Below are 20,668 nucleotides of genomic sequence, written 5' to 3'. Positions count from 1 at the left end.
CGATGTCACGAGGCTGCGGCTGCGAGAGCCGGCCGCTCGCTGGCCAAAGCCGCTCCGATCTCGGATTGGATGAACTGCGCCGCAAACGCCTCGCGTTCGCGCGCAGCGCGCTCGCTGCGATCCGTTACCGAGAACAGCCAGACGAACAGGAAGGCGAGCGGCATCGAGACCAGAGCCGGATTGTCGTAGGGGAACAGCGCCGTCGGAAAGCCGAGGACGGCGACCCAGACCGTCTTGCTCAGCACGACCAGCACGACCGACGCGACGAGGCCCGCGAGACCGCCGGCGACGGCGCCGCGCGTCGTGGTGCCACGCCAGAACATCGCCATCGCCAGCACCGGAAAATTGCAGCTCGCGGCCACCGACAACGCAAGTCCGGCCATGAACGCCACGTTCTGGTTCTCGAAGGCGTAGGCCAGCAGAACCGCAACGACGCCGATGGCCACAGCCGAGACCTTCGAGACCAGCAGTTCGCGCGCTTCGGATGCCTTGCCGCCGGCCAGCACCTGGCCGTAGATGTCATGACTGACGGCGGAGGCGCCGGCGAGCGTCAGGCCGGCGACGACGGCAAGGATGGTCGCGAATGCCACCGCGGAGATGAATCCGAGCAGCAGCGGACCGCCCATCGCGTGGGCGAGATGGATCGACGCCATGTTCGGCCCGCCGACCAGATCGGCGATCTTGTTGAACTGCCCGGATGCCGCGACATTGAAATAGCTCGGATCCGTCATAAGGATCGCTGCGGCGGCAAAGCCCAGCACCGGAATGATCCAGCAGAAATACGCGACGCAGGCCGTCGCATAGAACACCGATTTGCGGGCCGCGGCGGCGTCCTTCACCGTGAAGAACCGCATAAGGATATGCGGCAGGCCGGCGGTGCCGAACACCAGCGCGAGGCCGAGCGAGATGGCGGACACCGGTTCGGCGAACAGTCCGCCGGGGACCAGAATAGCGGCTCCCTTGGGATGGACGTGGCTTGCGGCCTCCAGCAGCCGTCCGAGGCTGAACTCGAAATGCCACAGGGCAGCCAGCGCGAGCAGCGTTCCGCCGCACAGCAGCAGCACCGCCTTGGTGATCTGAACCCAAGTGGTCGCCTGCATGCCGCCCACGATCACATAAAGGATCATCAGCACGCCGACGCCGAGCACGGCGAAGATGTAGTTGATGCCGAAAAGCAGCTGGATCACCTTGCCCGCGCCGATCAGCTGCGCGATCAGGTAGAACAGCACAACGACGAGACTTCCGGTCGCGGCGACGAGCCGGACCGGCGTCCGCTGCAGGCGAAACGCGGCGGCATCCGCGAAGGTGTAGCTGCCCAGATTGCGCATGCGCTCCGACATCAGGAACAGCACTATCGGCCATCCCGTGAGAAAGCCGAGCGCGTAAATGAAGCCGTCGAAGCCGTTGGCGTAGACCAGCGCGGATATGCCGAGAAATGCGGCCGCCGACAGGAAATCGCCAGCGGTCGCCAGACCGTTCTGCACCGGCGTGATCGCGTGTCCGGCGGTGTAGAAGCCCGCCTTCGATCCGGTGCTGCCGGCCGAGCGCCAGGTGATGACGAGCGTGACGGCGACGATAATCAGGAACATTCCGATCGCGATCCAGTCGGGCCCACGCGCCGCCGCGGCGGGCGCGCCCTGGGCCATCGCCGCGAATGGAAACACCACGCAAAGTGCGATCAGCAGCCATCTGGCGATCATCGGCCGAGCTCCCGATTGACTCTGCGCGCGAGTTCGTCGAAGCGCGTGTTCGAGCGCTGAACATAGAAAGCGGTGAAAGCGATGATCGCCGCAACCATGAGAAGGGCGAGCGCGAAGCCGAGCGGCATCGCGCTGCCGGCGAAACTCGCGCCGAGCGCGGCTTTCGCGGTCGAGATCAGCGCGATGAAGCCGAAGAACATGACTAGCGTCAGGATGGAGAGCCACCATCGCAACCTCGCGCGGCCTGAGACGAGCTCTCTGAACGCGCTATCGGCAAGGATTTTTCGCGTGCGCTCGGGCGACAGTTGTGGCATCCGATTCCTCCCTCAGAGACATTTTCCGACCGTCGCGTCCTTCCGCGTGCGTTGCGCCGCAGGGATTCGGGGCTCAGGGCGTCTCTGTTCCGAGGCTCCGAGCATTAGAATCCGGACCACATCCGGCAAGGTGATATCCTGCCAAACTCCGGGTGATTTCATGCCATGCTGGGTGCGCCGCGATTGTCGCGCCATCGCCTGTCTCGACATCCCGGGACGATGCACAAGCCGGAGAGTCGTAATTCGCCTGTCAGCCGACCTACGGGCCGTCGTCGATGCCTGGGCGGCAAAGCAGGACGATACTCCGGGCCGCTCTGAGGACGTCCGCCGGCTCATCGAGTTCGAGCTAACTGTATCGCCCACGGCGCTGCGCGCTGAACGGCACAGCCCCAGGGAGCGCGCCCGCGAATTGGCAGGCGACGCAATCCACAAGGTGACCGACAGTACAGCCAGCCAAGACGATCAGGCCAGCCGCAAGCGCAAGCTGATCAAAGGGCCGGAGGAGTTTCACAAGGTGCGCCGCGACAGAAATCTAAAATGATCACACCCTCAAGATCATTGCCCCATAATAGGATCGAAAGCTTGCTTCGCGCGTTGAATTAGTCAGCCCAAATGGGAGGTCAACAATGATTAAAGAGCGAGACCGACGGGCGCCGACGGCTGCGGAACGCGAAGCAAACAAGGCATTCAAAACTGTCAGGCCGAAGGATGCTATGACGGATTACGCCAAAGCGCAAAAAGCGGTCCACGATAATCGAGAGCGCCTAAAGGCCGAACGGCTGGCGCGGGAGGCAGAAGCGGCCAACCGCACAAAAGTAGACTAAGCGTCCCATGTGGATGATCACGGAGGACCAAAGTTTGTGAGGGTGAAATGGCCCTGCACTTCCGCCGAGTCGATACTGAACTGGAGATATGGATCGCAAGCAGCGACGACTATTCATTCGTCATCAGCAACGAGAGCCGGAGTGGACCTGGATTGCATGGAGAGCCGGGCTTTGTTGCATCATATCGCCCTGACTTTCTGAATATGCCAGCGGCTCACGTATCCGGGTCTCCCTTCAGTTCGTTCGCTGAAGCCGAGCGGGCCTGCAATGCGTTCCTAGGGCGCCTCATCATTAAGGGATGACTACCGTTATCCGCCCGCCGCGGCTATGGCTTCTTCTGCGGCATCGCCGCGGCCGGCCGTTGCAGTCTACGCCGGCGAAGCCAAAGAGCAGACCATCGCCGAATTCCTGCTCAACATCATCCCGAAATAATCCTTCGTGCCCGAAGCGTTTATCGGCTCGTTCAAAAGAAAGGCTTGCAGAGCAAATCGAAGTTTATCGATTGCGATACTGGTTCCGTAACTGGGCTCAATGCGCACGAGGTCCGTCATATGGGTCCAAGCCGACCTCGGCGGTCCGCTTCGCCTTGGTCGGCTTTCCTCCCGAAGGCGGACATTGCAACCTTCTGCAAAGTTCGGCTTTGGGCCGATTTCGTTGCAGAAGTCGAAAGTTGCAGGCCTCAAGATTTTTCGCGAAAACACTGAGCAGCGAGCGATCGATGACCTCAATCGCGTTACCGAAGTCGCCTGTGAATTTTGCGTGAGGCCGTAAGGTCCCTCACATCTTGTACGCGAAAGCCGCGCCCACGGCCCGCAGAATTTTGGTCATCGGCGAAAATCGACTTTTGCAACACAATCGGCCAGAAGCGGAAATCAGCTAACGGTCTACTTTGATATGCGGCAGACGAGCTTCGAACGCGATCGTCGCTCATACGGTCTGGTTGCAGATTCGAGTCCCGCCGGACCCACCAGCAAATCAATTACTTGTCGGGTGGTGTCCCTTCATCGCCCATTTAGGATCATCCACCCGAAATGCCTCACGCCTTCGCGGTAACCATTCTCCACAGCACCTCGGTCAGCACCGCGTAGCCCTTGTCGAGGGCCGCGGGCGCCGTGAACTCGCGCGGATTGTGGCTGAGCCCGCCCTGGCTCGGGACGAAGATCAGCGAGGACGGAACAGATTTCTGGATCGCCAGCGCGTCGTGGCCAGTGATGGTCTTGAACGTCATGGCCTTGAAACCGAGATCCGCGGCGGCAGAAAGAACCAGTGTCACGCCGCCGGGATCAAGCACGGTCCCCGCTCGCCTCTCGTCGGCAGCGATCGAGATACCAACGCCGATCTCGCCCGACTCACGCGCGATTCGCTTCAGAAAGCGATCGCTGATCGCCGAGACCACGGCTTCGGCCTCATGCCGGATCTCGAACCAGACCCGAACACGGCCCGCCACGACATTCGGCGAGTTGGGATAAACGCTGATGCGCCCCGCGGAGGCATGGGCGCCCGCAGTCTCCCTCGCGACCTCCTGGTACAGCGCCTCGATCGCCCGGGCCGCTGCGCGCAGGGCGTCGCGGCGGAACGCCATCGGCATCGGTCCGGTGTGCGAGTAGTCGCCTTCGAACATCACCGATATCTTGCGCGTCATCCACGCGCCGGACACTGCGGCAATGTCGCCAGCCGCCTGCTCCAGGCGATCGCCCTGCTCCACATGCAACTCGACATAGCGCACCGGATTGTGTTCGAGCGGCGTCGTCCCGCAATAGCCGATCGCGGCCAGCGCCTCGCCCAGGGTGACGCCCTCTGCGTCGCTGCACGCATATGCATCCTTCAGGCTCAGGGCGCCGGCGAAAACCGAGCTGCCGGTCAGGCTGGGCTGGAAGCGGGCACCCTCCTCATTGGTCCAGTTCACGACGGCGAGGTTGCGTCGCGCGGCGCCGGGATTGGCACGGCAACGCTCCCTGACGGCCTCGACCGCGAGGATCCCGGCGAGCACGCCGAAGACCCCATCATATCGCCCTCCCGTCGGCTGGGAATCGAGGTGCGAGCCGGTCATGACGACGTCCGTAGACGCCGGTGCCAGCATCGCCACGCCAAACAGATTGCCGATCGCATCGATCCTCGGAACAAGGCCGCGATCGGCGATCTCGTGCAAGAAGAGGTCCCTCGCCTCCTTGTCGCGCGCCGTTCCAGCCAGCCGACACACGCCACCGTCGTCGGTCGCACCGATCCTGGCAAAGCGCGCGATGAGGTCATGCAATGCGGTCATGTCTGCTCCAGCGATGCGATCCAGTTCCTCAGCTCGGTCTGCCGGCAATCATGGCTCAGAATGTCGCGGTGAAGTGCCAGTTTCCAGGCGAGATCGCCACGCCGTTCGTCCGCCTCGAGCGCCGAGAGGTCGCCGGCATAACGCGCGAGCGCGTCCAGATCGGCAAAGAAACCCTCGTCAACCAGGAGCTGTCCGTAGCGCCGGATGACGGCGACGACGTCGTGCAGGCGATATTCGGGATGATACTGCACGCCCCAGAATAGCCCGCGACCGAAACGGATCTCCGCCGCCTGAACCTCGCACATGGTATTCCAGGCGGTGACGGTTGCGGACTGCGGAAGGCGGGTGACAATATCGCTGTGGATGGCCGGCGCGTCGAACACCGCCGCACGGCCAGCATGCATGGGATGAGCGCGGCCTTCAGCCGTCAGCATGATCCTTCGCGCGAACCCGACCTCGCGCCCCGCCGGGTTGAGACCGACCTCGCCGCCCGCTGCGACCGTGGCGAGCTGCAAGCCCCAGCACGAGCCGAACATTGGCACTCCGCGAACGAAGATCTCGCGCACGAGGTCGATCTGCCGCAGCGCTTCGACCTCTCGCTGGTAGATATTGAGGGCCGACCCCGTGATCGCGATGCCGTGGTAAGCTTCGAGCGGTTGCGGCAGCGCGAAGCTCGCATCCGCCGGTGTCGCGATGTCGACGACGACGCGAGGTGCAAGCGACCGCAGGACCGCCGCATAGCTCTCCGCAGGCATTGCGCCCGCCGTCTCGGCGATCCGTCGCCGGCCGGCCAGCGTGTTGCCCTCGAGAACGAGCAGCCTCAGCACGGCTCAGCTTCCAAGATCGCCTCGAATGGCGGCCAGCGTCAGCTGCTTGAACTCCGGCTCGGTCAACGGCCGCGGATTGGCACCCGCAGTCGGATCCTTGACGGCATCGGCCGCGATCGTTCCGGCGTCGGTCTCCTTCACCCCGAGCTCGGCGAGCGTATGCGGCACGCCGAGCTTCTTGCGGAAGGCCAGCAGCCAGGACAGCACGGCATCGAAGTCTTGGCTCGGCAGGTTGAGCGCGCGGGCAATGTGCGGAATCTTGTCGGCGATCGCAGCCTTGTTGCAGACCAGGACATAAGGGAAGACCACACCATTGGTCAGCCCGTGATGGGTATCGTATCGGGCGCCGACCGGATGGGATATCGAGTGGATCGCGCCCAACCCCTTCTGGAACGCGGTGGCTCCCATCGAGGCCGCGGCGAACATGTAGGCGCGCGCTTCGAGGTCGCGACCGTTCTCGACCGCGCGCGGCAGATAGTTATCGACGATCTTCATCCCCTCCAGTGCGATGCCGTCGGCAAGCGGGTGAAATGCCTTGACGCAGTAGGCCTCGAAGCAGTGCGACAGCGCATCCATGCCGGTTGCCATGGTGAGAAACGGCGAGAGACCGACCGCGAGCTCGGGATCCTCGATTGCGATCCTGGGCATCATCATGGGATGGAAGATGATCTTCTTCTCATGGGTATCCTCACGAGTGATCACACCGGCGCGGCCGACCTCGGACCCCGTGCCTGCCGTCGTCGGCACCGCAATGATCGGCGCGATGCCCTTGGTGTTGGCGCGCGTCCACCAATCGCCGACGTCCTCGAAATCCCAGACCGGGCGCGACTGCGCCACCATGAACGCCACGCATTTGCCGACGTCCAGCGCCGAACCTCCGCCCACCGCAATCACGCCGTCATGACCGCCGGCCTTGAAGGCTTCGACGCCGGCCGTCAGGTTGGTTTCGGTCGGATTGGTCTTCACGTCGGAAAACACGGCGAGCGGAATGCCCGCCTCGCGCACACGGTCGACGATGCTGGCGATGAGATCGGTCTTGGCAAGCCCGTGATCGGTGACCAGCAATGGCCTGGTGAGGCCGTTGGTCTGGCACGCCTCGGGAAGCTCGGCAATGCGGCCCGCGCCGGTGACGACGCGCGTCGGAAAATTCCAGGCGCCGGTGATCTGAACGTCCATGTGCTGCTCTCAATGCTCAATGCTCGATGCGAAGGTGGAATGATCTTGGGCGGGTCAGCGCCTCGAAGCCGAGGCGCGACATGCCGACACCACGTCCGGTGTCCTTGAGGCCGGTCCACGCCAGGGCGGGATCGACATAATCGCAGCGGTTCATGAATACGGTGCCCGTTGCGATGCCGTCACCGATACGTTCGGCTGCGGCGGCGTCCTCGGTCCAGACCGATGCAGTCAGGCCATAGGGGCTGTCGTTCATTAGGCCAACCGCCTCCTGATCGGAGGAGACCTTCATGAGACCGACCGCAGGCCCGAAGCTCTCCTCCATCATCACCTGCATGGAGTGATCGACGCCGACCAGGACCTGAGGCATCAGATAGGCCGTACCGATCTTGTCCGCCGGGAACCGGGCCGGATCGATCAGAGGCTGCGCGCCTTTTGCGACGGCCTCGCCGATGTGGGCGCGGACGGTATCGGCAAAGCGTGTCGCCGCCATCGGGCCGAGCGTCGTGTCCTGCGACAGCGGGTTGCCGAGCCGGTAGCGCGCGGTCAGGCCGGCAAAGGCGTCTACAAAGGAGTCATAGATCCGCTCATGCACGTAAATCCGCTCGATGCCGCAGCAGCATTGGCCGGAGTTGTAGAAGGCGCCGTCCACGAGCTGCTCGACCGCGAAATCGAAATCGGCATCTGGCCGCACATAGGCCGGATCCTTGCCGCCGAGCTCTAGCCCGAGGCTGATGAATGTCCCGGCCGCCGCTCGCTCGACGGCCCGGCCGCCGGCGACCGAACCGGTGAAGTTCACATGGTCGACCGAGCGCGATGAGATCAGCTCACTGGTCATGACATGGTCGAGCGTGAGCGTCCTGAACACCCCCTTGGGCAGGCCGACCCGGTCCAGTGCCGCCTGGAAGCGCTCACCGACCAGCAGGGTCTGCGCGGCATGCTTCAGGATCACGGCGTTGCCGGCCAGCAGCGCCGGCACGATGGTGTTGGCCGCGGTGAGATAGGGATAGTTCCAGGGCGCGATCACCAGCACGATGCCGGCAGGAACGCGCTTGATCATGCGGCGGAAGCCGGGCTGCCCGGTCGGCACGATCGGCGCCAGCGCTTCATCGCTGAGCTCGACCAGCACGCGGACCCGCTCCTCCAGGCTGCGCAGTTCGCCGCCATAGCGCACCGGCCGGCCCATCTGCATCGCGAGCTCCGGAACGATCTCGTCGTTCTGCGCCCGCATCTCGTGCAGGAAGGCGAGCATCATGGCCTTGCGCTCGGCGAGCGATATGCTCGACCATTCCTGCTGCGCTTTCCGTGCTTGCGCGAGAGCCGCGGCGACCTCGGCACCCGTTGCGACGGGCCGCCGGGCAACCTCGCTGCCGTCGACCGGCGAAATGCAGACGATATCGTTCACGTGATGTCACTCGTTTTGGAAGGGAGGATCCGTCTCAAATGATCTCGAAGTAGCGAGCGAGCTCCCAGTCGGTGATGGCCTTGCGGAACTCGCGCTCCTCCCACTGCCGCGTCATCGCGTAGTGATCGACGAAGACGTCACCAAACAGATTGCGCGCCGCCTGCGAGGCGACCAGCCGGTCGGCCGCCTCCGACAACGTGCGCGGAAACGCGCGCTCGGGCGGATGCTTGCGCTCATAGGCGTTGCCGATGATCGGCTCGTCCGGTTCGATCCTGTGCTCGATTCCCCAGAGGCCCGATCCGAGCGCGGCCGCGATCGCCAGATACGGATTGATGTCGGCGGCAGCGACGCGGTACTCGACGCGCTGGCTGGCCGGCTTGCCGGGAATGACGCGCAACGCGCAGGTCCGGTTCTCGATTCCCCAGGTCGCGTCGGTCGGTGCCCAGAAGCCGGGGATCAGGCGCGAGTAGCTGTTCACGGTCGAGGCCACCATCGCGAGCAGCTCCGGAAGCAGCGCCTGCTGGCCGCCGACGAACCAGCGCATGGTGTCGGACATGTCGCCGGGCCTGCCGCTCTGGTGAAACACCGGCTTGCCGTCTCGGTCGCGCAGCGACAGATGCAGATGCCCGGATTGTCCGGGATAGGCGTTCGACCATTTGGCCATGAAGGTGAGCATCTTGCCCTGACGCTCGGCCCAGACCTTGGAGAAGGTCTTGAACAGCACGGCGCGGTCGGCGGCCGCGAGCGCATCGGTGTATTGGATCGCGGCCTCCAGCACGCCGGGTCCGGTCTCGGTGTGCAGGCCTTCGACCGGCATGTCCATCTCGTTGCAGAGCTTGAGCAGCGAGCGATGAAATTCGGACTCGACGGAGGCGCGCAGCATGGAATAGCCGAACCAGCCCGGCGTGAGATTCCTCAAGCCGCGAAAGCCCTTCTCGCGCACGCTGTGCGGCGTCTCGTCGAACACGAAGAACTCGAACTCCGCGGCCACGGACGGCGAGAATCCCATGCCCTCGGCGCGGTCAATGACGCGCCGCAGCAGCCGGCGCGGACACACCCCCGCCGCGGCGCCCTCGAATTCACCGAGGAAGAACAGCATGTTCTCTTCCGTCGGCACATTGCGGCAGGTCGAAGGATCGATGCGCGCGGTCGCGTCGGGAAAGGCCGTATGCCAGCCGGTGAATGCACAATTGTCGTACATCTGGTCGTTGGAGTCCCAGCCGAACACGATGTCACAGAAGCTGAAGCCGGCCTCCAGCGCGCCGACGAACTTGTCGCGCGCGAGATATTTTCCGCGAATGACGCCGTCGAGATCGACGATGCCGAGCTTGACGTGGGAGAGGCCCCGCTCCTCGACAAGGGCCTTCGCCTCGGCGATAGTTCGTACGCTTCTTGCATCCATGATCTTCAAATCTTCGGCTTCTGTGGCATCGCGGGCTATCGGCGATCGCGTCACGACGCGGCCACCTCGCGCAACTCCTCGTCGCACGCGGTGATGAACATGTCGGCGTGGTCCTTGCCGAAGCACAGCGGCGGACGAATCTTGAGCGTGCTGCCGAACGGACCGGCAGCACCGATCAGGATGCCGCGCCGGCGCAGGCGATTGATCAGCAGGCTAGCGAGCTCCGGTGCGGGCTCCTTGCTGTCGCGGTCGCGCACCAGCTCGAGCCCGATGAACAGGCCGGCACCACGAACGTCTCCGATGGTCATGTGGCGATTGCCGATCTCGCGCAATCCATCCATCAGGTGACGGCTGACCTCGCGCGCACTCTGCATCAAGCCCTCGTCCTCGATGACGTCGAGCACGGCAAGGCCTGCGGCCGCGGCCACCGGGTTGCCGCCGAAGGTGTTGAAGTACTTCACTTCCGCGGCAAAGCGATCGAGCAGCGCGGCGCGCATGGCGACGCCTCCCATCGGAAAGCCGTTGCCCATGGGCTTGCCCATCGTGACGATGTCGGGGACGACGCCATGGCGCGCGAAGCCCCACATCGCCGCCCCGGTTCGTCCGAAGCCTGGCTGCACCTCGTCGGCGATGAACAGTCCCTGACGTTCGTGCACGAGCTTCACGGTGGGGGCCAGGAAGCCGGCAGGGTCGGCATAGATGCCATCGCTCGAAAAGATGGTGTCCACCAGCAGCGCAGCAAAGCCGAAGCCGCTTCGCTCGAGATCGGTGATCGCTGCGGCAACGCTGTCGGCAAAGCGCTGGCCGGGATCGCCGACCGGATTGCGATACATCTCGGGTGCGGGAACTGCCCGCACGTGGGGCGGCAGCGGCTGACCGGGACGCGAGGACGGCGAGACATCGGTCACTGCGGCGCTATTGCCGTGATAGGCGGTCTCCGTGACAATGAAGCCCAGCCGCCCGGTTGTCACTTTCGCGACCCGTAGCGCAAGGTCATTCGCCTCGCTGCCGGTGCAAGTCAGGACCAGATGATCGATCCCGCGCGGAAACGTCGCCAGGAGACGCTCCGCATAGCCATCGACGACGTCGTTGAGATAGCGTGTGTGCGTGCTGAGCAGGCCGGCCTGACGGCTTATCGCCTCGACAACGCGCGGATGCGAATGCCCGACCGACGGGACGTTGTTGTAGAGATCGAGATAGCGCCGGCCATCGACGTCGAACATATAGACGCCTTCGGCGCGCGCCATCCTGATCGGCTCCTGATAGAACAGCACCGAGGCTTTTCCGAACGAACGCAGGCGTCGTTGCACCGCCTCGCCGAGCGCTGGGTCGATTGACGACACCCGGCTCTGATCGAAGGCGTTCAACGCCAGAATCGCTTTCTCCTGCTGCATCGCCTGCCTTCCCTTTGGCCCGCGGCCTGCGCGGACCAAAGCCGTCCCCTGCGGCGATCATTCCCCGGCCGTTCCACCGCGACCTTGGATCTATGTGCGAATCCCCACAACTGAAAAGCAGATTGCAGGCAAGAGACACCAGAACGTCAGACATGCGCTCCGCATTCCAAAGCTATACTTCATATGTTTCAGTGTCTTATGTGATCGCCATGATTCCTTTGCGAATTCCATAGGCAGCACGGCGCCCAAAAAATGAGGAATATGCCACACAATTGATGTGGACTCACAACATCACTTGGGGAACGATCATGGCACGGACGCTGGAGAGGTTTGCAGCCGGAGAGACAGCGGAATGACGAGTGACGCCCCTGCTGCGGCCGACAAGCGGCCACGAAAGGCCGACGGCGACCGCCTCTCGAAGCTCGCGCGCCACAAGCACATCATCTCGCAACTCACCGCCGCGCCGACGCTGCGGGCTTCCGAGCTCGCCGCCGTGCTCGGCGTCTCCGGCGAGACCATCCGGCGCGATCTGATGGAGCTTCAGGAGCAGAAGCTCATCAACCGCACCTATGGCGGAGCGTCCCGTCCCTTCGCGCTCGAGCCGGCGCTGACCGATCGCAAGGCGATCATGATCGCCGAGCGCGAGGCGATGGCCGCGGTGATCGCCGACCTGATCCTGCCGAACGAGGTGTTGATGCTCGGCGCCGGCGCGACCACGTTTCACATCGCGCGACGGCTGGCCTCACGCGCGCACGACATCACCGTGATCACCCATGATTACGCCATTGCGGCCGCGCTAGCCGTCAATCCGTCGATCCGCGTGCTCTGCTGTCCCGGCCGCTATCACCCCACCGAAGGTTATGTGTTCGGCACGCAGACGATCGCGAACATCAACAGTTATGAAGCCAACCGCGCCATCGTGAGCGCGACCGGCATCAGCGCGCGCGGCGCGAATGATGCCGACGATGAGGCCGGTGCCATCTATGGCGCGATGGCCAAGCGCGCCGCAGAAGCCATCCTGGTGGCCGATCACGGCAAATTCGACCAGCGTGCGCTCACCGTCTTCGCACATTGGACCGATATCGATCGCCTGGTTACCGATCGGCAGCCAGAGGGAGCTCTGGCAACCGCTCTCCGTGAAGCCGGAACGGAGATCATCGTTGCGCAACCCTGAGAAAGGCCCAGCCATGGCACGCCTGACATCTGTTGCTTCCCGCGAGGAACACACCGGCCTTCATGCTGGCAACGACAAGGGCCCCGGTCCCACGCAGGATTGGCGGACCCGGATCGGACGCCTCGATCTCGAACTCGTCGGGCCGGACCACGCCTTTGCCCGCAACTGGGAACGCGTTGCCTGCATCCACGATGCCGCCTATGTGCTGGTGTTTCCGCAGACAGGATGCGTCGCATTCAGCCAGGACAGCCGCAACGGGATCGCACGTCCCGGCGAATATGTCCTGCTCAGCGAGCTCGCCTTCTACGAATTGTCGTCTGACAAGACCGCGCGCTTCCTGATGTTGCGGATTCCGGCCGCCGAGCTGCGCGGCCGGCTCGTCTCGGTTGAAGATCACATCAGTCGCCGCTTCAAGCCAAACGAACAGATGACGCACCTGCTGGCGGGCATGATCCGCAGCGTGGCCGAACTGTTCGTCGCCTCGCCGCCGCCGAACCCCCAGGCGCTCGCGACCGAAATGATCAGCTTCGTCGCGCTGACCATCGGATCGGAGGATCGCGGCGCCGCAACCGATGTGCGCAACGCGCGCTATCACCTGCGCCGCCGGATCGTCGACTTCATCGAGGGCCATCTCGGTGACCAGTCGTTGTCGCCGAAGAAGATCGCGGCGTCGAGCCGCATCTCGCTCAGTTATTTGTACAGCCTGTTCAACGACAACGAGACCACGGTCAGCCAGTTCGTCCAGACCAAGCGGCTGCAGCGGGCGTATGAAATCCTAGTCGCCGATCCGAAGGGCCGGCGGACCGTCTCGGAGGTCGCCTACGAAGTCGGCTTCAAGAACGTGTCGCATTTCTCCCGCTGCTTCAGCCGGCACTTCAAGGTGGCGCCGCGCGACGTTCGCCAGGCGCCCGTGTCGGCGCCGCAGCCGGCCGCTGGCGTGCGCTCGCCGCAGCCGAGGAGCCCTGCCGCCCGAGTGGCGCGGCGCAACGGATTCGACTCCCCCTATTGGGAGATCGACAAGCAGTCGGTCCACGAGACCGCGTAACGCCCCATCCCAAGGCAAGGCGTCGTGCGTCCCGCGACGTCGGCGCGCCTCCCGCCCGGAGCGACCATTGGACGACATTCAAGACAGATTATCCGCAAGCGAGCTCGCTTCGTTCTTCAACGAGCTTGCCGACGTGGCCGGACGGATCGCCGTGACGCACTTCCGTTCCCGCGTCGATTTCGAGCGCAAGCTGGACCTGACGCCGGTCACGATCGCCGATCGTGCGATCGAAATGGAGCTACGGCAGCTGATCGGTTCGCGCTTCCCCGATCACGGCATCCTCGGCGAGGAGATGGGATCGACGGCCGGGGACCGCTACACGTGGTATCTCGATCCGATCGACGGAACGAAGAGCTTTATCTCCGGCATGCCGCTGTTCGGCACGCTCGTCGCGCTCGCCGACGAGAGAGATGGATCGATCACCGCCGGCATGATCGATATGCCCGCGCTGGCCGAGCGGTGGTACGGCACCCGGCAAGGCACCACCTTCAACGGCAAGCTGGCAAGGGTGAGCCGCACCACGCGACTGGAAGACGCGCAGATCTACACGTCATCGCCGGACTTCTTCACGCCGAGCGACTGGGCCCGCTACGATGCGCTCAGCCAGAAGGCCATGTTCCGGCGATTTGGCGGCGACTGCTACCAATATGGCCTGCTCGCATCCGGCCACTGCGATCTCGTGGTCGAAACCTCCCTCAAGTCGTTCGACTTCATGCCGCTGATTCCGGTGGTCGAGGGCGCTGGCGGCATCGTCCGCGACTGGCAGGGGCGGCCGCTGTCGCCGGAATCCGATGGCCGGATCATCGCGGCCGCGAACGACAGCCTGCTCGAGCAGGCGCTCGCGATCCTCAATCAATAACTGCGGAAGCCCTCCTGTCGCGCGGCTCAGACGAGCCGCAACCAGCCATCCCAGCGGGGATCGTACATCACGTCGCGGGCACGCATGTATTTCCAGACGCCGTACTTCTGATAGTCGAAATCCCAGTCCTTGAGCTTCCTGTTCACGACCGCCCATGACGCCCATTTCAGGTCGGCGAGCGCCCGGTTGAGTATCACGCGCGCGACCATCTGCGGCCGCACCTCGCCCAGATATTGCTCGATCAGGGCCTCCGTCAGATGCTCGTCGAAGAACATCTCGGCGAACAGGACGCCGAGCTCATAGCTACGCTCGTTGTTGGAAGCGAACTCATAGTCGATCAGCTTCATCGGCCTTGGGGCGCCTGATTCCGCCGAGATCAGGAAATTGCCCGGCATCGGATCGTTGAAGCACGGCACGAGATCGAGACCCGACGCCAGGAACGCCGACTTGGCCTGATTGTAGCGATGCATCAGCCAGGGCATGTCCTGCGGGAAATGCGCGCCGAGCTCCCTGCCCTGCTCGATATGTTCCTCGATCATGTCGAAGATGGTCTTGGTCTGGCCGAGCTTCGGGCCGGCATGCAGGCGGCGGTAAAGGTCGAGAACGTCGGCCTGGATGGCGGCATCGCTGAAATCGGCATTGGTGCAGGCGCGATAGCCTTCGAGGAACTCGCTGATCTCGAGCCCGTCCGTGGCGTCGAAAAAGATCACCTCGGGCGCAACGCCCATGGCGTGGGCATTGCGCGCAGCCTCGTTGGCGGTCACGCGATCGATGAACATCTCCGAGCCCTCGCCGGGCACCTTGATGAAGTAGCGCCGTCCATCGCCGGATATCTCGACCAGCCAGTTCTGATTCATGAGGCCGCCGACCAGCGGGGTATAGGCCGCCCCCTTGCCGTGCCATTGCGGCACGCGGGCGATCGCTGCCTCGATATTGCGCTCGTGGACTGTCGCTCCCTCGCCGAGCTTCCTGCGGACAGTCATGCGATCCTCCGAAGCATCTCGCCAAAGCGCGGCTCCCGGACCGTCATGCGGCAACGTACGAAGCGCCAGCTGGCGAACTTGTAAAACTCAAAGGTGTTGCGCGCCGACCGCGCGGCGAGCACGGCGCCGATCAGGCCCCAGCGCAGATCATCCGCCATGCCGTAGATGCGGGCGCGGCTGAATGCGCGCTCGTCGAATCCGCCGGCGTTGCGGCTGAAGGCGTCGCGCGCCTCCGGCTCCTGCGCGAAGGCTTCGACGAGGAAGCTGCCGAGGTCCTCCAGCGGGTCGGCCGTCGTGGCGCGATCCCAATCGATCAGGCGAACCTCGCCGGTGTCGCTGATCAGGATGTTCGAGACATTGCCATCGCCATGGATTGGCACCGGTTTGATGTCGAGTTTCCTCAAGGCATCGGCCGCAAAACGCAGCTCCTTGACCAGCCATTCCGCATCAGACGGCAGTTGCGCCTTCGCGGCCTTTGCCGCCTCGTAGAAATGCTCGATCTCGTCGAAGACTCCCATGCGCCGCGGCAGAGGCGCCCCTGCCTGGAACAGGCGCCGCGCCGCGATGACCGCGTCGACGATCTTCGGCTCCAGCATCCGCTCCAGCGTGCCGACCCGCCAGCCACGGTTGAGATCTTCCATGACCAGAAGTCCCGCGTCCGGATCCGCCGCAAGCACCTTGGGACCGATACCGAGATCGGATGCGCGCCGGGCCGCTTCGAACGCGCAGGCAACGTCGATGTAGAGCTTGGCATCCACATCCATGTTCTTGATGAAGATGCTCTCGCCGCTTCCGTTCCTGGTGGCGCGCCAGGGAGCGCCGTCGACCCCGCGCCAGCTTGGCGAGGCGAGGACCGGAATGGCGGGCTCGATCACGATATCGCCCGTCCCCCATCCCGGGAGCCCGGCAATGTAGTTCCGGACCGTGGCGATTTGCGTTCCAGATTGGCTCATGACGACTTCTGATCTCTCGCGGATGTCGTTCGGCCCGCCTGTCGCGGGCCTCCCGGTTTGATGACAAATTCGATCAAGACAGATGCAAAAGGGATGCCTCGCACTCCACCAAATCATGCCCTTACGGCAGCGGCACTACCCCGACAGGGGCGACTTTCGCTATCCGGACACTGATCCAGAACGCCATTTGTCGAGGCCAAGATGTCTGCTGCGGAACTGATCGGGATGAGCCTTGCGGGGCTGACGGAGGCCTACGCATCGCGCGCATTGTCGCCGGTGGAGGTGTTGCGAACCGTGCTCGGCCATGCCGAGGCGGTCAATCCCGCGATCAATGCGCTGTTCTGCTTCCGTCCGGAGCAAGCCATCGCAAGCGCGCAAGGCTCGGAAGCGCGATGGAAGGCGGGAGCCGCGCTGGGTCCGCTCGACGGCGTCCCCATGACGGTCAAGGACAGCGTCGCCATGATCGGCTGGCCCTATTTTCACGGCATCGGCGCCAACCGTGCCCTGCCGCCGTCCAACTACGATTCGCCGCCGGCGATCGCGCTCCGCGAGGCCGGCGCGGTGATCTTTGCCAAGACCACGATGCCGGATTGCGGCCTGATGGCGTCGGGCATCAGCTCGCTGCACGGCGTTACCCGCAACCCCTGGGGGCTCGCCTGGAATACCGGCGGCTCGTCGGCCGGCGCAGGCGCCTCCGTCGCCGCTGGCGCCGGCTATGTTTCCGTCGGCACGGATATCGCGGGCTCGGTCCGCCTTCCGGCCGCCCATTGCGGACTGGCCGGACTGAAGCCGACCCATGGCCGTGTGCCGCATTTGCCGGCCGACACCATGCGCATGGCAGGCCCGATGGGTCGCAGCGTGGATGATATCGCGCGCCTGCTGACCGTGCTGACGCGGCAGGACGAGCGCGACACCTGGAGCCTGCCCGCCGATGGCGTGCGCTATCACGAGCATCTGAAGCGCGACGTGAAGGGACTGAAGATCGGCGTCCTCACCGACATGGGCTTCGGCATGAAGGCCGAAGCTACGGTTCGCAGCGCGGTCGATGCGGCCGGCAAGCTGCTCGCCGGCGCCGGCGCGATCGTCGAGCCGTTCACCTCTCCGCTCACCGACGACGCCTATGCGCCGATCGACCTGTTCCTCCAGGTGCGCGGCTATCTCGAATATGCATCGCTGCCGCCGCATGGCGACACCGCACGCGACATCAATCCCTACGTTCGCGCATGGTGCCTTGGCGGGGCGAAACATTCGGGCGCCGACCTCTACCGGGCGCTGGGCCGGATCGCCAAGATGAAGGCGGCGCTGCTCGCGGCCTTCGAGGGCTGGGACTATGTCATCGCCCCGACGCTGCCGGTGGTGAATTTCCCGGCCGAGGAGCCCGGCGTGTCGCGTGAGACGCCGCTCGCGCACACGCTGTTCACCGCCATGTTCAACCAGACCTGCCAGCCCGCCTCCACCGTCTGCATGGCATTCGATTCCCGCCATCTACCGATCGGCGTCCAAGTGACCGGGCACCGCTTCGACGATCTCGGCGTGCTGCAGGTGACCAAGGCGCTGGAGGACATGCGCTCGTTCGCGATGGACTGGCCCTTCAAGCCACGGCCCTGAGCGCTCAGGCCGCGGCCTGCGCCGGCTCGCCGTCGAGAAGGTGGCAGGCGGCGAAGCGCCCCGGCGCGTGTTCGACCAGCTTCGGCGTCTCCAGCCGGCAGCGGCCGAACGCCTTCGGGCAGCGCGAGGCAAAGCTGCATCCCGCCGGGATATCGATCGGGCTCGGCGGCTCGCCCTCCAGCAAGAAGTCCGCCGGGTTGAACGGCTTCTCCTCCAGCGTCGGGGCGGCCGAGAGCAATGCCTTGGTGTAGGGATGCTGGGGATCGAAGAACAGCTCGCGGTTGTCGGCGATCTCGACCATCTCACCGAGATACATCACGGCAATGCGCGTGCAGACCCTGCGCACCATTGCAAGATCATGGGAGATGAAGACATAGGTGAGGTCGTTCTTCTCCTGCAGCTTCGAGAACAGGTCGATCAGCCTTGACTGCTCGCGTTGATCCAGCGCGGACAAGGTTTCGTCGAGGATCAGCAGCTTGGGATCGAGGATCAGGGCACGCGCGATCGAGATGCGCTGGCGCTCGCCGGTGGAGAGCGTGTTCGGGAGCTGGTCATAGAGCTCGGCGGCAAGACCGACCTCGGCCATCGCTGCGATGACCCGGCTGCGCAGGTCCGCGCGGGCGACATTGCCGCGGATCAGCAGGCTCTCTTCGATCATGCGGCCGACGGTGGTGCGCGGCGGCAGCGCGTTGTACGGATCCTGCAGCAGCAGCTGGAATTCGCTGCGGGTGCGGATCAGCTCGCGCGGCGACAACGCCCCGAGCGACGTGCCGTTGAGGACGATGCTGCCGTTGTCGGGAACCTCCAGCCAGGCCAGCAGGCGCGTGAGGGTCGACTTGCCGCAGCCGGATTCCCCGACGATGCCGAAATTCTCGCGCGGCATGATGTCGAGCGTTACGCCGCGCACCGCCTGCACGTTGCTGTAGGTATTGAACGTCCCCCGCTTGCGCGCGCGATAGGTCCGAACAACGTGCTCCACCTTCATCAGCGGCACTTCGTCTTGCGCCTTGCGGCGGGCCAGCGGGCCCTCGGTGGTCGCCCACATGCGCGGCACACTGGCAATGGCCTTGCGCGTGTAGTCGGTCTGTGGCGAGGCGAGCAGGCCGGCAAACGCTTGCTGCTCGACGAACCGGCCCTGATGGAGCACGGCCGTGCGGTCGCCGAACTGGCCAAGCGTGGGCAAGGAAGACGACAGATAGATTGTCGCCATCCTGTGGCGCAGGCACAGGTCGTGGAGCAGCGCCACGATCTGTGCCGCGATGGTGACATCGAGCGGCTGGGTAATGTTGTCGGCGATCAGGACGGCGGGCTCGGCGCAGATCGCGTCCACGATCATCGCGCGCTGCATCATGCCGCCGGAAAATTTTGCCGGGTAGTCCCAATAGCGCTCCTTCGGCGATGGAATCCGGACCTCGCCGAGGAGCTGCACGACCCGCTCGCGGCATTCGCGCGGATTCCATTCGGGCCTGACGCTGTGCAGCTTTTCCGCGATCTGGGTCCCGACCGGTATCGTCGGATCGAGCGAGCTTTGCGGCTTGGAGCCGATATAGGCGATGTCGCGGCCGATCCGCACCTCGCGCGCCCCGGCGCCGAGAATGTCGTGGCCGGCGAACGTGACCCGTCCGGAGCGATACGCCAGACTTTCCGGCAGCCAGTTCGCCAATGCGCGGCTGAGCACGGTCTTGCCGGCGCCGCTTTCGCCATAGATGCCGAAGATCTCCGACGTGTTGAGGCGGAAGGAGATGTGATCGAGGATCGGTGCGGCGCCCGGCGCCGAAGCACCGACCGTGAGGTCGTCGACCTCCAGAATGAGCGAGAGATCCATCTCAGAGACCCCCATAGATGCGGTTGCGCGCCTTCTCGAGCGCCGACCCCATCAGGTTGATCGAGGTAAGCGCGATAGCCAGGAACACGCCCGGCGTGGTCGCGATCCACCAGGCATTGATCAGGTATTTGCGGGAGTCGGCGATGATGCTGCCGAAGCTCGGCGTCGGCGGCTGGATGCCAAGCCCCAGGAAGCCGAGGATCGCTTCGAAGATCATCATGCGTGCGACGTCGAGCACGGCGACGAATGCGATCGGCGGCAGGATGTTCGGCGCGGCGAACAGAAACAGGATCCGCCAGTCCCCGGCGCCGAGCACGCGCAGGCCGCGGACATATTCCTTGCCGCGCTCGGTGACCGCGGCGCTGCGCGCCACGCGCGCGTAGAGCGGCCAGCCGGACAGCGCCAGCACGCTTATGATGGTCGGCACCGTCGGCCGCGACACGCCGAGAATGGTGATCGCCAGGATGATCATCGGAATCGACAATTGGGCATCGGTGATCCGCATGATGACGGTGTCCCACCATTTGCCCTTGAAGCCGGCGAACAGGCCAAGGCCGCAGCCGATGACAAAGATGAGCAGGACCGTGACGACGCCGACCAGCAGCGAATAGCGCAGGCCGATCAGGCTGCGCATCAGCATGTCGCGGCCGAGCTGATCCGTGCCCAGCGGATGATCCCAGGTCCATTTGTCACCGAGAAAGACCGGCGACATGAACTTGTCCTTCACCACCATCTTGGTCGCACTGATCGAGGACACCTCGGGATAGATGGCCGAGGCCAGCACCAGCGCCATGAAGATGAAGAAACCGATCTTGAAGCTCGGCATGCGCCAGGCGGCGGCCATGATGCGGCGGTTGACGGAACGGATTGGGGCCGCCGGCAAGGCGGGCTCCTCGGCGATGATCGTGGTGGCCGTCAT

Annotated in this window: 18 protein-coding genes; 6 read left to right on the top strand and 12 right to left on the bottom strand. The window is 64.4% G+C overall.

Translation table 11 applies throughout. From position 1 onward, the window contains the following. Nucleotides 1–5: 5 nt before the first annotated feature. Complete coding sequence (actP, locus tag ACVIYL_RS24470; RefSeq protein ID WP_256558674.1) at nucleotides 6–1,700, bottom strand: cation/acetate symporter ActP; 1,695 nt, start codon at nucleotides 1,698–1,700, stop codon at nucleotides 6–8. Next, nucleotides 1,697–2,014, bottom strand: a complete 318-nt coding sequence (locus tag ACVIYL_RS24465; protein ID WP_083715219.1) for a DUF485 domain-containing protein — start codon at nucleotides 2,012–2,014, stop codon at nucleotides 1,697–1,699. The genes actP and ACVIYL_RS24465 overlap by 4 nt, the downstream gene beginning before the upstream one ends. Before the next feature lie 160 nt (nucleotides 2,015–2,174). Here ACVIYL_RS24465 and ACVIYL_RS24460 point away from each other — a divergent pair, with 160 nt between their 5' ends. Together ACVIYL_RS24460 and ACVIYL_RS24455 are read left to right on the top strand one after the other, a co-directional pair. Beyond that, nucleotides 2,175–2,555: a hypothetical protein gene (locus ACVIYL_RS24460; RefSeq protein ID WP_253607672.1), complete on the top strand. Its 381-nt coding sequence runs from the start codon at nucleotides 2,175–2,177 to the stop codon at nucleotides 2,553–2,555. Nucleotides 2,556–2,640: 85 nt separating this feature from the next. Further along, nucleotides 2,641–2,838 carry a hypothetical protein gene (locus tag ACVIYL_RS24455; RefSeq protein WP_253607671.1) on the top strand — a complete coding sequence of 66 codons (198 nt, stop codon included), beginning with the start codon at nucleotides 2,641–2,643 and terminating at the stop codon, nucleotides 2,836–2,838. Nucleotides 2,839–3,874: 1,036 nt separating this feature from the next. Here the strand turns inward: ACVIYL_RS24455 and ACVIYL_RS24450 are convergent. The 6 genes from ACVIYL_RS24450 to ACVIYL_RS24425 are packed head-to-tail and all read right to left on the bottom strand — an operon-like array spanning nucleotide 3,875 to nucleotide 11,302. Continuing rightward, complete coding sequence (locus ACVIYL_RS24450) at nucleotides 3,875–5,101, bottom strand: allantoate amidohydrolase (protein WP_456780075.1); 1,227 nt, start codon at nucleotides 5,099–5,101, stop codon at nucleotides 3,875–3,877. Beyond that, on the bottom strand, nucleotides 5,098–5,928 hold the full coding sequence (locus ACVIYL_RS24445) for a glutamine amidotransferase-related protein (protein ID WP_168856092.1): 831 nt from the start codon (nucleotides 5,926–5,928) through the stop codon (nucleotides 5,098–5,100). Before ACVIYL_RS24445 ends, ACVIYL_RS24450 begins: the two co-directional genes overlap by 4 nt. A 3-nt stretch (nucleotides 5,929–5,931) precedes the next feature. Then, a complete protein-coding gene (locus ACVIYL_RS24440) occupies nucleotides 5,932–7,104 on the bottom strand; it encodes an iron-containing alcohol dehydrogenase (protein ID WP_168856093.1) in 1,173 nt (390 codons plus the stop codon). Nucleotides 7,105–7,120: 16 nt separating this feature from the next. Continuing rightward, nucleotides 7,121–8,506 carry an aldehyde dehydrogenase family protein gene (locus ACVIYL_RS24435; protein ID WP_456780074.1) on the bottom strand — a complete coding sequence of 462 codons (1,386 nt, stop codon included), beginning with the start codon at nucleotides 8,504–8,506 and terminating at the stop codon, nucleotides 7,121–7,123. Nucleotides 8,507–8,540: 34 nt separating this feature from the next. Then, entirely contained in the window at nucleotides 8,541–9,908 is a 1,368-nt protein-coding gene (locus ACVIYL_RS24430; RefSeq protein WP_456780073.1) for a glutamine synthetase family protein, read from the bottom strand. A gap of 50 nt (nucleotides 9,909–9,958) precedes the next feature. After that, nucleotides 9,959–11,302, bottom strand: a complete 1,344-nt coding sequence (locus tag ACVIYL_RS24425; protein ID WP_456780072.1) for an aspartate aminotransferase family protein — start codon at nucleotides 11,300–11,302, stop codon at nucleotides 9,959–9,961. 352 nt (nucleotides 11,303–11,654) lie between these two features. Here ACVIYL_RS24425 and ACVIYL_RS24420 point away from each other — a divergent pair, with 352 nt between their 5' ends. From ACVIYL_RS24420 to ACVIYL_RS24410, 3 genes are all read left to right on the top strand, one after another. Continuing rightward, nucleotides 11,655–12,476 carry a DeoR/GlpR family DNA-binding transcription regulator gene (locus ACVIYL_RS24420; RefSeq protein ID WP_092083044.1) on the top strand — a complete coding sequence of 274 codons (822 nt, stop codon included), beginning with the start codon at nucleotides 11,655–11,657 and terminating at the stop codon, nucleotides 12,474–12,476. A 13-nt stretch (nucleotides 12,477–12,489) separates the two neighbouring features. Further along, nucleotides 12,490–13,521, top strand: coding sequence for a helix-turn-helix domain-containing protein (locus ACVIYL_RS24415; RefSeq protein ID WP_253607666.1), 1,032 nt, complete (start codon nucleotides 12,490–12,492; stop codon nucleotides 13,519–13,521). Nucleotides 13,522–13,588: 67 nt separating this feature from the next. Then, entirely contained in the window at nucleotides 13,589–14,380 is a 792-nt protein-coding gene (locus ACVIYL_RS24410) for an inositol monophosphatase family protein (protein ID WP_456780071.1), read from the top strand. Between the two features lie 26 nt (nucleotides 14,381–14,406). Here ACVIYL_RS24410 and ACVIYL_RS24405 read toward each other — a convergent pair whose 3' ends face one another. Continuing rightward, nucleotides 14,407–15,363 carry a phosphotransferase gene (locus tag ACVIYL_RS24405; protein WP_456780070.1) on the bottom strand — a complete coding sequence of 319 codons (957 nt, stop codon included), beginning with the start codon at nucleotides 15,361–15,363 and terminating at the stop codon, nucleotides 14,407–14,409. Then, on the bottom strand, nucleotides 15,360–16,316 hold the full coding sequence (locus tag ACVIYL_RS24400) for a phosphotransferase family protein (protein ID WP_063790183.1): 957 nt from the start codon (nucleotides 16,314–16,316) through the stop codon (nucleotides 15,360–15,362). Before ACVIYL_RS24400 ends, ACVIYL_RS24405 begins: the two co-directional genes overlap by 4 nt. 201 nt (nucleotides 16,317–16,517) lie before the next feature. Between ACVIYL_RS24400 and ACVIYL_RS24395 the strand changes: the two genes are divergently transcribed. Further along, a complete protein-coding gene (locus ACVIYL_RS24395; RefSeq protein ID WP_456780069.1) occupies nucleotides 16,518–17,924 on the top strand; it encodes an amidase in 1,407 nt (468 codons plus the stop codon). 4 nt (nucleotides 17,925–17,928) lie between these two features. Here ACVIYL_RS24395 and ACVIYL_RS24390 read toward each other — a convergent pair whose 3' ends face one another. Together ACVIYL_RS24390 and ACVIYL_RS24385 are read right to left on the bottom strand one after the other, a co-directional pair. After that, the gene (locus ACVIYL_RS24390; RefSeq protein ID WP_229158481.1) at nucleotides 17,929–19,749 is read right to left on the bottom strand and encodes an ABC transporter ATP-binding protein; all 1,821 of its coding nucleotides are present in this window, start codon (nucleotides 19,747–19,749) and stop codon (nucleotides 17,929–17,931) included. A gap of 1 nt (nucleotide 19,750) precedes the next feature. Continuing rightward, nucleotides 19,751–20,668, bottom strand: coding sequence for an ABC transporter permease (locus tag ACVIYL_RS24385; protein WP_253607664.1), 918 nt, complete (start codon nucleotides 20,666–20,668; stop codon nucleotides 19,751–19,753).

The sequence above is a fragment of the Bradyrhizobium sp. USDA 3315 genome, from assembly GCF_054056795.1.
This window is presented reverse-complemented; position numbering and strand designations above follow the sequence as displayed.

Excerpts from the sequence above, each read along its gene's own strand:
- ACVIYL_RS24415 (WP_253607666.1), top strand. The coding sequence starts at position 12,490 with ATGGCACGCCTGACATCTGTTGCTTCCCGCGAGGAACACACCGGCCTT.
- ACVIYL_RS24400 (WP_063790183.1), bottom strand. The coding sequence starts at position 16,316 with ATGAGCCAATCTGGAACGCAAATCGCCACGGTCCGGAACTACATTGCC.
- ACVIYL_RS24440 (WP_168856093.1), bottom strand. The coding sequence starts at position 7,104 with ATGGACGTTCAGATCACCGGCGCCTGGAATTTTCCGACGCGCGTCGTC.
- ACVIYL_RS24455 (WP_253607671.1), top strand. The coding sequence starts at position 2,641 with ATGATTAAAGAGCGAGACCGACGGGCGCCGACGGCTGCGGAACGCGAA.
- ACVIYL_RS24390 (WP_229158481.1), bottom strand. The coding sequence starts at position 19,749 with ATGGATCTCTCGCTCATTCTGGAGGTCGACGACCTCACGGTCGGTGCT.
- ACVIYL_RS24385 (WP_253607664.1), bottom strand. The coding sequence starts at position 20,668 with ATGACGGCCACCACGATCATCGCCGAGGAGCCCGCCTTGCCGGCGGCC.
- ACVIYL_RS24420 (WP_092083044.1), top strand. The coding sequence starts at position 11,655 with ATGACGAGTGACGCCCCTGCTGCGGCCGACAAGCGGCCACGAAAGGCC.
- ACVIYL_RS24430 (WP_456780073.1), bottom strand. The coding sequence starts at position 9,908 with ATGGATGCAAGAAGCGTACGAACTATCGCCGAGGCGAAGGCCCTTGTC.
- ACVIYL_RS24405 (WP_456780070.1), bottom strand. The coding sequence starts at position 15,363 with ATGACTGTCCGCAGGAAGCTCGGCGAGGGAGCGACAGTCCACGAGCGC.
- ACVIYL_RS24465 (WP_083715219.1), bottom strand. The coding sequence starts at position 2,014 with ATGCCACAACTGTCGCCCGAGCGCACGCGAAAAATCCTTGCCGATAGC.
- ACVIYL_RS24450 (WP_456780075.1), bottom strand. The coding sequence starts at position 5,101 with ATGACCGCATTGCATGACCTCATCGCGCGCTTTGCCAGGATCGGTGCG.
- ACVIYL_RS24425 (WP_456780072.1), bottom strand. The coding sequence starts at position 11,302 with ATGCAGCAGGAGAAAGCGATTCTGGCGTTGAACGCCTTCGATCAGAGC.
- ACVIYL_RS24395 (WP_456780069.1), top strand. The coding sequence starts at position 16,518 with ATGTCTGCTGCGGAACTGATCGGGATGAGCCTTGCGGGGCTGACGGAG.
- actP (WP_256558674.1), bottom strand. The coding sequence starts at position 1,700 with ATGATCGCCAGATGGCTGCTGATCGCACTTTGCGTGGTGTTTCCATTC.
- ACVIYL_RS24460 (WP_253607672.1), top strand. The coding sequence starts at position 2,175 with ATGCCATGCTGGGTGCGCCGCGATTGTCGCGCCATCGCCTGTCTCGAC.